Source organism: Halomonas organivorans (assembly GCF_014192055.1).
In the GTDB taxonomy this organism is placed as follows: Bacteria; Pseudomonadota; Gammaproteobacteria; order Pseudomonadales; family Halomonadaceae; genus Halomonas; species Halomonas organivorans.
Window position 1 is genome coordinate 271,174 of the sequence record NZ_JACHXM010000001.1, and the last position, 11,632, is coordinate 282,805.

Genomic DNA, 11,632 nt, shown 5'->3' on the forward strand with positions numbered 1-11,632 from the left:
CAACAAGGAAGGCTGACCGCCTGCCTTCACTTCATCTCGAAGCCGCGCTCGATCAGGAAATCGCGCATATGAGGGCGCAGCTTGGTGTCGAACAGCGGGGTGAGGTTGCGCGACCAGTCGGATTCCTTGTTGCCGCCGCTGCGCTGGCGATAGTACTGCTGCATGGTGTCGTCGAAGGCCGCCACCTGCTTGTCGTCCGCATCGTAGCGATCCGTCTTGAGGATCGCCTCCACCGGCAGCCGCGGCTTGAGGTCCGGCGTCTGGGCCGGGTAGCCGAGGCACATGCCGAATACCGGGAAGACATGCTCGGGCAGGTGCAGCAGATCGCTGATGGCCTGGGGGTTGTTGCGAATGCCGCCGATGTAGCAGATGCCCAGGCCCTCGGACTCGGCAGCCACCGCCACGTTCTGCGCCATCAGCGCGGTATCGACGCTGGCCACCAGCATCTGCTCGGTCATGCCACGCACGACGTTGGCGCCGGTGCGCTCGGAAGCCTCGGTGGGACGCTTCATGTCGGCGCAGAACACCAGGAAGTCGGAGGCGCTGGCCACATAGCCCTGGCCGCCGGCCAGCTCGGCGATCGCCTCGCGATTGGCCGGGTCGGTGACGTGAATGACGCTGTAGGCCTGGACGTGGCTGGAGGTCGCCGCGGCCTGGCCGGCGCGGACCAGCTCCAGCAGCAGCTCATGGGGGATCTTCTGCTCGGTGAACTTGCGCACTGAGCGGTGGGACTTGAGCAGTTCGATGGTCGGGTTCATGGGGCCTCGTGGAAGTCGGTATCGACAATGTCGGCCCCCAAGATACTTAACCGGCTCACGATCTTCCATCACTCTGACGAGATGGTGGCCTTCGATGCGGCCGAATTCCTGCAGGCGAGTTGCGCAAGGGCCCCGGTCACCCGAGCGAGGCCCAGCACCGACCCGAAACGGCTCACCGCCTGGATCAGGCGAAACCGCCGTTGGCTCGCAGGATCTGTCCGTTGACCCAGCGACCTGACGGACCGGCCAGGAAGGCGACCACATCGGCGATGTCCTCCGGCTGCCCCAGTCGCTCCAGCGGTGTCAGGCCGGCGAGACGCTGCACCTGTTCGTCGCTCTTGCCCTCGAAAAACAGCTCGGTCTCGACGGGGCCGGGTGCCACGCCGTTGACGGTGATCTGCCGGCCGCGCAGCTCGTTGGCCAGCACCTTTACCAGGCCTTCGACTCCCGCCTTGCTGGCGATGTAGGCGCCATAGCCGGGAAAGGACTTGGCCAGCACGCTGGATGAAAGGGCGATGATGCGACCGCCCTCGCCCAGGGTCTCGGCGGCCTTGGCCATGACCAGCCAACTGCCGCGCAGGTTGGTATTCAACATGCGATCCAGCGCCGCGACGTTATCGGTAGCGATGTCGGCCATTTCCATGCTGCCGGCATTGTTGATCACCACATCGAGGCGCCCCCAGGTATCCAGCACGCGCTCGAAGAGACGCGTGACAGACGTCGCGTCACGGATATCCGCCTGCAAGGCCAATGCCTGGCCGCCTTGGTCATGGATATCGGCCACCACCTGATTGGCCAACGCCTCGTTGCCGGCATAATTCACGACCACCCTGAAGCCATCCTCAGCCAGCTTGAGGGCGATGGAGCGGCCGATGCCGCGCGAGGCCCCCGTCACGAGAGCGACTTTCCGAACTGCCTCCGCCATGTTTCATCTCCTGTCTCGGTGAACGCCGTCGAGTATCGGCATTCCACCAGCATGGATAAATCATCTAATCTGAGAACTCTATTCATCTGAGAAAAACAATCTTCATGAACCGATTCGACGCCATGACGCTGTTCGTTCGCATCGTCGAGACCGGCAGTTTCACCAAGGCGGCCAACGGGCTCGACATGCCGAGGGCGACGGCGACCCTGACCATCCAGAAGCTGGAGCAGCGGCTGGGCGTGCGCCTGCTGGAGCGCACGACGCGCCAGGTACGTCCGACCTTCGAGGGCAAGGCCTTCCATGAGCGCTGCGTGCATCTGCTGGCCGAGCTGGAAGACGCCGAGGCGATGCTGAAGCCCACCGCCCGACAGCCATCCGGCGTTTTGCGCGTCGAGATGCACGGCACTCAGGCCCGGAAAATCGTGCTGCCACGCATTCAGGATTTCCATCGCCGCTATCCCGAGCTGAGCCTGGTGCTGACCAGCGGCGACCGCCGCGTCGACCTGATCGGTGAAGGCGTGGACTGCGCGCTGCGTTCCGGTGTCCCCGAGGACTCCAGCCTGGTTGCCCGCAAGCTGGCCGACATGCCACAGGTGATCTGCGCCAGCCCGGCGTATCTGGAACGCCACGGCGTGCCGACGCATCCTGACGCGCTGCACGCTCATGCCGTGGTGCGGTTCTTTTCCGGCAACCAGGCGACGGACAGCACCCTGGACCTGCTCGTCGACGGACACCCGCGAAGCTTCGAGGCCGGCGGCTGGATCACGGTCAACGACGGCACGAACTACGTGGAGTGCGCGCGACAGGGCTGCGGACTGATCCAGCTGCCCCACTTCTCGGTCGCCTCGCTACTGGCCAGCGGCGAACTGGTGGAGGTGCTGGCCGAATGGCCCAAGCCCGTCCTGCCGCTGTATGCGGTCTACCCAGAGCGACGCCAGCTGTCGCCCCGGGTGCGCGTCTTTCTGGACTGGATCGTGTCGTTCTATGGCGAGCGCTTCGACGGCCCTGCGCCGGCCACATAGGCGTGAAGATACCGCGGGTAACGCTGCCGGCGCCTCACCCCAGGTCGGCGGTGAGCGGCAGCCAGACGTGCTCATAGCCGATCGATACGGAGACTCCCACCAGCAGGGCCGACATCGCCAGGCTGAAGCCGGAGAGCACCCTGGGATTCTCGATGCGCCGCCCCAGCAGGGCCCCCATCAGCGCGTAGCTGCCGGGCGCTCCGGTCGCCAGCACGGCCAGCGCGAGCGACCAGAGCAGCAGGCCGACGCCGTGGATGCCGGCGGCGGGAAACTGGATCGTGACGATAGGCAGGGTCGCGATGATGGCCTTGGGGTTGCAGAGCTGCATGATCAGCCCATCGCGCAGGCTCAGCACCCGCGGCGCCTGTCGCGGTACGGCAAGCTCGATGCTCGAGCGCGCGACCTTGATGGCCAGATAAAGGATGTAGCCGCAGCCCAGGGCGGCCACCAGCGCCAGCATGTCGCCCCCGACCCAGGCCGCGCCGACCCAGCCGAACATCACGAATAGTACCAGCATGGCCAGCCCGACCCCGACAAAGAACCCCAGTGAGGTCCTGGCCTGTCCATGGAGCCCGGCATTCAGGCCGAGCAGATTCACTGGCCCAGGGGTGTACATGACGCCCAGGGCATAGGCGACGATCTCCAGCATGGGGGAACCTCGATCAGTTGATGACGCTTCGCTGGTACTGGTGGGGCGTCATGCCGTAGATGCGCTTGAAGCGACGATTGAAATGGCTAAGGTCGGCAAAGCCGAAGCGAATGGCGACGTCGCTGGGCACGGCGCCGGCCTCCAGGGCATTGCGCGCGGCGTTGATTCGGCAGTTGAGCACGTACTGGTGCGGCGTGATGCCGAACTGCTGACGAAACAGGCGCAGGAAGTGATACTTCGAGAGATGAGCGGCCTGGCTGATGTCGTCCAGCGATACGTCATCCGCCAGATGCGCGAGGATGTAGTCCTTGGCGCGCAGCAGCAGGGCATCCGCCCGGCGTGCCGGGCCTCCCGGCTGGCACTGCCCGGCACGCTGCACGAGCGCCGTCGCCACCCGGTAGAGGGCATGCTCCTGATCGAGGCGATTGCCGACCCCACGGGTCACCAGTTGCACCAGCTCCAGGATGGCAGCACGCAGCACGGGATCCGACATCAGCGTCTCGCTGTTCCTGTATCCGCCGGCGCGCTCGTTCCCCAGCGCCGCGGCAAACAATGCCTCCAGCGACGCCGGGGAGACATAGGCCATGACGTATCCAAGCGGACTCTCGCCACCCGGGTGGCCGTCATGCACTTCCTCGGGATTGAACTGGATGACGTGGCCGGGCGGGCTGCGATGAAACTCGCCGCCGCTGAAGAAGTCCTGACGCCCGCACAGGGTGACCCCGAAGGCGTACTCCTCGTGGGCGTGCCGATCGTAGCTGAAGTCGCTCATTTGCGCATGGAGCACCGTGAGTTCGGGAATGAACCGACTCTTCACGTAGTGAAACCGGCTGGACCGTGTCGCCATGCCATCTCTCCTTGAGCACCAACCCTTCGAAGCTTAAGACGTCTCCCACGCCCCAGGCTTGGACATTATTGCGGATTCTCCCGGTGCATGGATTCGCCTGTGACGGGGATCGGCAGGCGGACGCCACGGGCACTATATTAGGAGGCCATGTACCGCAACGCAGGGAGGACGCGCGCGCCATGTCATTGACCTTCAAGCCTCGCCCCCGCGGCGGCCGCTGGCCGGTGGCACTGGCCTGGCTGGCCGTCGTGTTGCTGGCCGTAGCGGCGCTGCTGATGGGCGGCGTGGGGCCGGCCTATCGCCTGGAGTGGCTGTCGCTCGGCGAGTCGTTCTCGCTGCTGCGTCGCGGCGCCCTGCTGAGCCTGGGCGCGGCCGGACTCGGCGTGCTGGCCTTCCTGGTGGCTGGCCTGTGTCGACGCTGGAAGCCGGCCCTGGTCGGCATGCTGGTGATCGTCGCGGTGGTAGCGCTGGTGGCACAGCCCCTGCAACTGCGCGAGCTGGCCCGCAGCGTGCCGCCGATCCACGACATCACTACCGACCTGGCCAACCCGCCGGCCTTCGAGGCGCTGGCCGAGGCACGCCGGACCGCGCCCAATGCGCTCGCCTACCCGCGCGACTTCGCCGAGACCCAGCGAGCCGGCTACCCGGACCTGGGGCCGCTCACGATCGCTCGCCCGCTCCCCGAGGTGCACGCCGCCGCCGAGGCCCTGGCCCGGGAACGCGGCTGGGAGATCGCGGCAGCCTCGGAGCAGCGGCTGGAAGCGGTGGCCACCACCCGATGGTTCGGCTTCAAGGACGATATCGTGATCCGCCTGACGCCGACCGACGAAGGCACGAGAGTGGACATGCGCTCGGCCTCGCGCATCGGCAAGAGCGACCTTGGCACCAATGCGGCGCGTATCCAGAACTTCCTCGAAGCACTGACCGCCCGTCTCTCCTCGTGACGCCGTCGGGCGAAAACGATTCGTCATCAAATAGTGAACACGCTACCATCATGGACCGGCTCACGCCGGGCTCATCGCCACTCACAGGGAGCATTCTTCATGGCGGCCACGTACCGCGCCCCGGGTCAGATCATCACCTCGCTGCTGGATACCGACTGGTACAAGCTCACCATGATGCAAGGGGTTCACCACAAGTATCCCAACGCCAGCGTGGCCTGGGAGTTCCGCTGCCGCGACGCCGAGGACCTCGCTCCCTACCTCGACGAGATCCGCGCCCAGATCGACAGCCTCACGGCGCTGTCGCTCAGCGAGGCGGAGTCGGCCTACCTGGGCGAGTTCGCCTACCTGTCGCCGGACTTCATCCGCTTCCTGGAGCTGTATCGCTTCCGCCCCGAGTACGTGGACCTGTACATGGAAGGCAGCGAGCTGTGCATCGTCATCGACGGCCCGTGGACGCACAGCATCCTGTTCGAGATCGTGATCCTGGCGATCATCAGCGAAGTGCGCAACCACACGCTGAACCCCGAGGCGAGCGTCGACCAGGCCGTGGCACGGCTGCGCGAGAAGATGGCCCGGCTGCGCGCCGACTATACGCCGGCCCAGCTGGCGGGCTTCCGACTGGCCGATTTCGGCACCCGGCGGCGGCTCTCACAGCCGGTGCAGGAAGCCATCGTCGCGGTGCTGGCCGAGGAATTTCCCGGCCAGTTCGTCGGCACCAGCAACGTCGACATCGCGCGGCGCCACGGCCTGGCTCCCATGGGCACCATGGCCCACGAGTGGGTGATGGCCCACCAGCAGCTCGGCAGCCGCCTGGTGGACAGCCAGCGTGCCGCCCTCGAGGCCTGGGTACAGGAGTATCGCGGCCACCTCGGCGTGGCGCTGACCGACACCATCACCCTGGATGCCTTCCTGGCCGACTTCGACCTGTACTTCGCCAAGCTGTTCGACGGCCTGCGCCATGACAGCGGCGACCCCATGGTGTTCGCCGAGAAGTGCATCCGCCATTACGAGACGCTGGGCATCGACCCGCGCGGCAAGACCCTGATCTTCAGCGATGCGCTGACCTTCGATTCGGCGATGGCGATCAAGACCGCGCTGGACGGCCGTATCCGAACCAGCTTCGGGATCGGCACCAGCCTGACCTGCGACCTGCCCGGGGTACGACCGATGAACATCGTGATCAAGATGATCGCTTGCAACGGCCAGCCGGTGGCCAAGGTTTCCGACGCCCCGGGCAAGGCGACGACCCGCGATCCGGAGTACGTGAACTACCTGAAGAGCGTGTTCGGAGTGCCACCCGCCCCCTGAAGGCGGCTCCAGCGCCTGGAAAGGGGCGAGACGCGAACCCTGGACCGAATGCGAATCGCACGCAAAGATAGTCTCAAATAACTGAAAATAAAAGAAAAATTGACCATCTAAAAGACTCGCACTAGGATGCAGCCAGACATTCTCGCCAGGGAAGGACACCATGCAAGGCAACCCGCAGATCATCGACGCCCTGAACGGCCTGCTCGCCGCCGAACTCGCCGCCATGGACCAGTACTTCGTCCATGCCGAGATGTACGCCGACATGGGACTGAGCAAGCTCCACGAGCGCATCGACCACGAGTTCTACGACGAGAAGGGCCACGCCCAGAAGCTGATCGAACGGATCTTGATGCTCGAGGGCAAGCCGGACATCCACACCCGCACGCCCGTGCGCATCGGCCAGGACGTTGAAGAGATGCTCGCCAACGACCTGCAGCTGGAGTACGAGGTGGGCGACGCGCTCAAGGCCGCCATCGCCCTGTGCGAGCGCGAGCGCGACTTCAACACCCGCGCCATCCTGCTGCCGCTGCTCTCCGACACCGAGGAGGATCACGCCCACTGGCTGGAGCAGCAGCTGCGGCTGATCAAGCTGGTCGGCCGCGATAACTACCTCGTCGCCCAGATGTAAACCGGGCGCCCTGCCCGCATCACCTCACGCCGGCCGGCCCTTCACGCCGCCGGCGCCCAGCCCGGCACGGTGCGCCTTCCCCCGCTCGACTGGCCGAACTGGCCCAAGCCGAGGAGGTGGATGTGTGCAAGGAGACCGAGTCCGCCTGAGCGACTCGGGATCCGGTTCAGACCATTCTATTTGGCCCATAGCGCCTCTCGGCGCGCTTCAGGCGCCAGATGGTCACCAAGTTGGTGATGCAGATCAGCGCCTCGGCGAGGGTGCCACCGATGGAGCCGGCCAGCAGGTTGCTGACGATCCAGCAGAACGCCGCCGCGGCCAGCACCGCGCGCATGGCAATGCCGCGCAGCATGAACATGCCGTAGGTGCCCAGCAGCCCGGCCAGCAGAGCCGGCACGTCACGCGGACCGCTCCAGGTCAGGGCGGCGATCGCCAGGGTGGCGACCAGCATGGCGGCCATGATGGCGACATTGCCCGGATAGCGGCGCACCAGGGCGATGCGCAGCACGATCAGTGCCGAGATCCCCGCCGCCACCCAGCTCTGGAACAGCGCAAATTGGGCGGCAAATGCCACGTTGGCGATCAGCAGCAGTCCGAACAGCCGCTGGTCGCGTTTGCTGGCGAAGCCGATCACGCACAGCGCCAGCGCCACCAGGCTCACGCCTTGCCCCAACAGCTCTCTCAGGCCGATGACGTCCATTCACGGCTCCGATAGTGGAAATGACGCGCCAGGGTAGCATGAGCCCTGTGCGCGAAAGAGGGTGCCCCCGGACAGGCGATGCTCGAGCTATCCCCATCGAGCAGCGAGCCGCAACCCCCACCAACCCTGTGCTTTGCCGCCAGGGTACGATAGGATATTTAGCCAACGAACTATGAACTGGCTACTCCAGTCTCATGGCTTGCTGTTTCCTCGCTTCGGGCCGGCATCTTCCAGGGTGCCGGCCCGCCTGTCTGCCGGACACCCGGCATGGGTGGCGAATCATGCCGCCCTTGCTCGATCGGTCCGGAAGCCTCGGCGAATGAAGGAGAGCGCCCTTGCGCGATGATGTCCCTCAGGGCCAGCTGCCCCGAGTCGTGGGGTGTCGCCCATGACCCAGGTGGAGCGGCTCTTCGAACGCTACGGCCCCCGCTACCGGCTATGGGTCACCCTCACGGTGATGCTGGGGCTGGTGGCACTCGGCATGTCGATCACCATCGTCAACGTGGCGATTCCCTACATCAAGGGCGCCTTCGGCATGAGCGATTCCCAGGTCCAGTGGCTGTCCACCGGCTTTCTCGCCTCGACCACGGTGTCACTGCTGGTCGCCCCCTGGCTGGTGGCGGCCGTCGGCCAGCGCGCCACCTTCATGGGGCTGCTGCTGGTGTTCGTGGCCGCCTCGATCCTGGGCGGCCTGGGTGATGGCATGGCGGCGCTGATCGCCGCCCGCATCATCCAGGGCGCGATGACCGGGCTGATCCGACCGGTGGCCATGCAGGCGTTGTTCGCGGCCTATCCGCCCGAGGGACGCGGCATGGCGGTGGCCATGTACGGCATGTGCCTGGGGCTGCCGCTGACCCTGGCGACAGTGATCGGCGGCTGGCTGGTGGAGAACTTCACCTGGCGCTATGTGTTCTTCATCACCCTGCCGATCTGCCTGGCGGCGGTGGTCATGGGCTACTTCTTCCTCCCGCCCCGCGAGCAGAAGGGCCCGCGGCCGCCGTTCGACTGGGCCGGCGTGGTGGTGCTGTTCGCCGCGGTGTTCGCCGTGCTGGCGGCGCTCTCCAACGGCCAGCGCTGGGGCTGGGACGATCCGCGTGTCCCGCTGTTGACCCTGTTCTCGCTGGCCTGCGGCGCGTTCTTCGTGGCCTGGCAGCGACGCAGCGAACATCCGCTGCTCGACCTGGCGATCTTCCGCTATCGGCTGTTCGTGGTCGGCACCCTGGCGATGCTGCTGTTCGGCGGCTCCTTCTACGGCGTGATGTATCTGCTGCCGCAGTTCGTGCAGTCGGTGCTGCACTACAGCCCGGTCACCGCCGGCATGATCTTCGTGCCGTCGACGGCGGTGCTGGGCGTACTGGTGCCACTGGTCGGCTGGCTCAGCGATCGCTATCCGCCGCACTGGATCACCCTGCCGGGGCTGGCCTGCACGGTGTTCTCGGTGTGGCACATGGCGCAGATGGACTGGAACACTTCCTTCGCCTTCCTGGCGGGCAGCATGGCGATCATGGCCATCGGCATGGCCTCCTTTCCGCCCCCGACCCTGTCCAACGCCATCGCCGCGCTGCCGCTGCGCCTCACCGGCCACGGCTCGGGAGCGATCAACTTCGCCATGCAGCTGGGCGGAGCGCTCGGCACGGCGGGCCTGGTGATTCTGCTCGATCGGCAGACCGCCCAGCACGGCCACCACCTCAATGCCGGCGTCAACGCCGACAACGCCATGGCCTCGGGCCAACTCGGCGACTACGCCGACCTGGCCGCCCGCTTCGGCATCCCGGACACCCAGCAGCAGGCCGCGGCCGGCTACCTGATGGGCCGACTCGAGTCGGTTTGGGCGGCGATTCTCGCCTATCAGGACGGCTTCTGGCTGCTGGTGGGCAGCCTGATGGTGGTCGCCATCCCGTCGCTGCTGCTCAGTCGCTGGCGCCACGCCTGAGGCGTCGCCCATCATCCTTTCGTCAGTTCGAGGACCTTCAACATGGCATCGCCAACTCCGCAAGCCGCTTCCCGTCGCCTGCCCAGCGCGCCCCGCCTGGGACTGCTCATTCTGCTGGTCGTGGCCGGCCTGGCCTGGGCCGGCCTGGCGATCCATCACCGCCTGACCCATGTCAGCGCCCAGGATGCCCGGGTGATGGCCAACCAGGTGACCGTCAGCAGTCGCCTGGCGGGCTGGGTGACCGACTTCTCGATCACCGAGGGCGATACCCTGGCTCGCGACGACCGGGTAGCGCAGCTCTACAGCCGCCCCGACGAGACACAGCTGGCGACGCTTCAGGCCGGTGTGGCCGCTCGGCAGGCACGGCTCGATTACGAGCGCTCGCGGCTGTCGCTTGCCCAGGCGCAGTTCGAGGGCGGCCAGAACCTGACCCATCAGGAGCTGGAAGCCAGCCGTGCAGCCATGGACGCCGCCAACGCGCGCCTCGAACAGGCGCGAAAGGACTACGAACGCTCTAATTCACTGCTGGCCAACCACTCGGTCTCGCAGCAGCAGCGTGACGAAGACTACTACACCCTGCAGTCGGCCCAGGCGGAGTATCGCCAGGCCTCTCGGGAGGTCGAGGTCAGCCAGGCCCAGGCCGACAACGCCCGGGTCGGCTTCATCAGCGGCTCGCAGATGCCGCTGCCCAATCCCGACGTGATCCGCGCCCAGCTGGCGGTGGCCAACCAGGAGCTGGCCCAGGCCCGTTCACGACTGGCACAGCAGCAGCTGCGCCTCGACGACCTGCGCGTGCCGAGCCCGATCGACGGCGTGGTCAACAAGACGCTGGTCGACGAGGGCGAGTTCATCGCCGCCGGCCAGCCGATCCTGATGATGCACGACCCCGACAAGCTGTGGGTCGAGGCCAATATCAAGGAAACCGATATCGGCGAACTGCGCGTCGGCCAGCCGGTCGACATCACCGTCGACGCCTTTCCCGACGATGCCTTCCATGGCCATGTCACGGTCATCGGGCGCGCGGCCACCAGTCAGTTCGCGCTGCTGCCGGACCCCAACCCCTCCGGCAACTTCACCAAGATCACCCAGCGCCTGCCGGTGCGGATCGCCCTTGACGACGGTCCCACCGAGCTGATCGGCCCTGGCATGATGGTCGAGGTGGACATCGACGTCAGCGACCAGGGACAGCGCCACTCCTGATCTCCCCTCTCGGCTCGTCTCTCCCGCCACGCGCCCCCTCACCTACCGTGGCGGGCCCACCCGCGCCTGCGCATGGACACCATGACGAGCCCATGGACGGGTGATACTGCCCGGCTCTTCCCCACGCTATCCGTGAGTGGCTTCGGTTCGTAGCATGCCTTCAGTTCATGTCAGAGTGGCCGATAGTCGACACGGCGCCGTCGCTCAACGACCAGTCAGCCGTGCCGACAGGGCAAGACGGAACTCCTCCCGCCAGGCCGTGGCCTGGGCATCCGGGTCATCGGGGAAACGCCCCAGCTCGACCGCCAACTCGAAGAATCCCGCCCGAGGCAGCCCCTCGCCCTGACGGCTGACCACCAGGGCCGCGAGAAAGGGACGCCCCTCGCGGGCGTCTTCGCGCATCAGCGCCTCCAGCGCCAAGGCGACGCGGCGGATGGTGCGTGGCGGCGTGAGCTCGAGGGCCTCGGCGAGCTGCTGATAGGTCATCGGCAGCACGGCTTCGGGAGCCATCTCGAGCTGACGGCGAACACGACGGGCCAGTTCGTCGGCAAGGGGGTCGGTCATGCGGGCTTCCTGGGAAAACGGTTAGGCACCGATGATGCCGACAAGGTGCCAGAACGTCGAGGACACGCCAAATACTTGTACAAGAACAGTACAAAAACGATACTTGGCAACGAAATACATCTGTCTGCCATCCCTTTTCCCCTGCCCGGGCCGA

At 66.2% G+C, this 11,632-nt stretch carries 12 protein-coding genes; 6 read left to right on the forward strand and 6 right to left on the reverse strand.

Features of this window, described 5'->3' with window-relative positions:
• Nucleotides 1-26: 26 nt before the first annotated feature.
• Entirely contained in the window at nt 27-758 is a 732-nt protein-coding gene (gene nfsA, locus FHR96_RS01195) for an oxygen-insensitive NADPH nitroreductase (RefSeq protein WP_183385806.1), read from the reverse strand.
• 184 nt (nt 759-942) lie between these two features.
• Nucleotides 943-1,683 carry an SDR family oxidoreductase gene (locus FHR96_RS01200; protein ID WP_183385807.1) on the reverse strand — a complete coding sequence of 247 codons (741 nt, stop codon included), beginning with the start codon at nt 1,681-1,683 and terminating at the stop codon, nt 943-945.
• A gap of 104 nt (nt 1,684-1,787) precedes the next feature.
• Between FHR96_RS01200 and FHR96_RS01205 the strand changes: the two genes are divergently transcribed.
• Nucleotides 1,788-2,705: a LysR family transcriptional regulator gene (locus tag FHR96_RS01205; RefSeq protein ID WP_183385808.1), complete on the forward strand. Its 918-nt coding sequence runs from the start codon at nt 1,788-1,790 to the stop codon at nt 2,703-2,705.
• A 34-nt stretch (nt 2,706-2,739) separates the two neighbouring features.
• Here the strand turns inward: FHR96_RS01205 and FHR96_RS01210 are convergent, their stop codons facing one another.
• Nucleotides 2,740-3,354 (reverse strand): LysE family translocator, encoded by a 615-nt coding sequence (locus FHR96_RS01210; RefSeq protein ID WP_183385809.1) that lies wholly within the window; start codon nt 3,352-3,354, stop codon nt 2,740-2,742.
• Nucleotides 3,355-3,367: 13 nt separating this feature from the next.
• Nucleotides 3,368-4,201, reverse strand: coding sequence for an AraC family transcriptional regulator (locus FHR96_RS01215; protein WP_183385810.1), 834 nt, complete (start codon nt 4,199-4,201; stop codon nt 3,368-3,370).
• Nucleotides 4,202-4,380: 179 nt separating this feature from the next.
• Here FHR96_RS01215 and FHR96_RS01220 point away from each other — a divergent pair, with 179 nt between their 5' ends.
• From FHR96_RS01220 to bfr, 3 genes are all read left to right on the forward strand, one after another.
• Entirely contained in the window at nt 4,381-5,145 is a 765-nt protein-coding gene (locus tag FHR96_RS01220) for a DUF1499 domain-containing protein (protein ID WP_183385811.1), read from the forward strand.
• A 99-nt stretch (nt 5,146-5,244) separates the two neighbouring features.
• Nucleotides 5,245-6,453, forward strand: coding sequence for a nicotinate phosphoribosyltransferase (gene pncB / locus FHR96_RS01225; RefSeq protein ID WP_183385812.1), 1,209 nt, complete (start codon nt 5,245-5,247; stop codon nt 6,451-6,453).
• A gap of 160 nt (nt 6,454-6,613) precedes the next feature.
• The gene (gene bfr / locus FHR96_RS01230) at nt 6,614-7,081 is read left to right on the forward strand and encodes a bacterioferritin (protein ID WP_183385813.1); all 468 of its coding nucleotides are present in this window, start codon (nt 6,614-6,616) and stop codon (nt 7,079-7,081) included.
• Nucleotides 7,082-7,247: 166 nt separating this feature from the next.
• On the opposite strand, the gene FHR96_RS01235 is transcribed toward bfr, so the two are convergent.
• A complete protein-coding gene (locus tag FHR96_RS01235) occupies nt 7,248-7,781 on the reverse strand; it encodes a YgjV family protein (protein WP_183385814.1) in 534 nt (177 codons plus the stop codon).
• Nucleotides 7,782-8,169: 388 nt separating this feature from the next.
• On the opposite strand from FHR96_RS01235, the gene FHR96_RS01240 reads away from it, so the two are divergent.
• Nucleotides 8,170-9,714: a DHA2 family efflux MFS transporter permease subunit gene (locus tag FHR96_RS01240; RefSeq protein ID WP_183385815.1), complete on the forward strand. Its 1,545-nt coding sequence runs from the start codon at nt 8,170-8,172 to the stop codon at nt 9,712-9,714.
• Between the two features lie 42 nt (nt 9,715-9,756).
• The gene (locus tag FHR96_RS01245; RefSeq protein WP_183385816.1) at nt 9,757-10,914 is read left to right on the forward strand and encodes an HlyD family secretion protein; all 1,158 of its coding nucleotides are present in this window, start codon (nt 9,757-9,759) and stop codon (nt 10,912-10,914) included.
• Between the two features lie 204 nt (nt 10,915-11,118).
• Here FHR96_RS01245 and FHR96_RS01250 read toward each other — a convergent pair whose 3' ends face one another.
• The gene (locus FHR96_RS01250) at nt 11,119-11,478 is read right to left on the reverse strand and encodes a hypothetical protein (RefSeq protein WP_183385817.1); all 360 of its coding nucleotides are present in this window, start codon (nt 11,476-11,478) and stop codon (nt 11,119-11,121) included.
• Nucleotides 11,479-11,632 lie beyond the last annotated feature (154 nt).

Coding starts and splice junctions, on each gene's coding strand:
- FHR96_RS01235 (WP_183385814.1), bottom strand. CDS start 7,781: ATGGACGTCATCGGCCTGAGAGAGCTGTTGGGGCAAGGCGTGAGCCTG.
- FHR96_RS01240 (WP_183385815.1), top strand. CDS start 8,170: ATGACCCAGGTGGAGCGGCTCTTCGAACGCTACGGCCCCCGCTACCGG.
- FHR96_RS01200 (WP_183385807.1), bottom strand. CDS start 1,683: ATGGCGGAGGCAGTTCGGAAAGTCGCTCTCGTGACGGGGGCCTCGCGC.
- bfr (WP_183385813.1), top strand. CDS start 6,614: ATGCAAGGCAACCCGCAGATCATCGACGCCCTGAACGGCCTGCTCGCC.
- FHR96_RS01245 (WP_183385816.1), top strand. CDS start 9,757: ATGGCATCGCCAACTCCGCAAGCCGCTTCCCGTCGCCTGCCCAGCGCG.
- pncB (WP_183385812.1), top strand. CDS start 5,245: ATGGCGGCCACGTACCGCGCCCCGGGTCAGATCATCACCTCGCTGCTG.
- FHR96_RS01250 (WP_183385817.1), bottom strand. CDS start 11,478: ATGACCGACCCCCTTGCCGACGAACTGGCCCGTCGTGTTCGCCGTCAG.
- FHR96_RS01215 (WP_183385810.1), bottom strand. CDS start 4,201: ATGGCGACACGGTCCAGCCGGTTTCACTACGTGAAGAGTCGGTTCATT.
- FHR96_RS01210 (WP_183385809.1), bottom strand. CDS start 3,354: ATGCTGGAGATCGTCGCCTATGCCCTGGGCGTCATGTACACCCCTGGG.
- FHR96_RS01220 (WP_183385811.1), top strand. CDS start 4,381: ATGTCATTGACCTTCAAGCCTCGCCCCCGCGGCGGCCGCTGGCCGGTG.
- FHR96_RS01205 (WP_183385808.1), top strand. CDS start 1,788: ATGAACCGATTCGACGCCATGACGCTGTTCGTTCGCATCGTCGAGACC.
- nfsA (WP_183385806.1), bottom strand. CDS start 758: ATGAACCCGACCATCGAACTGCTCAAGTCCCACCGCTCAGTGCGCAAG.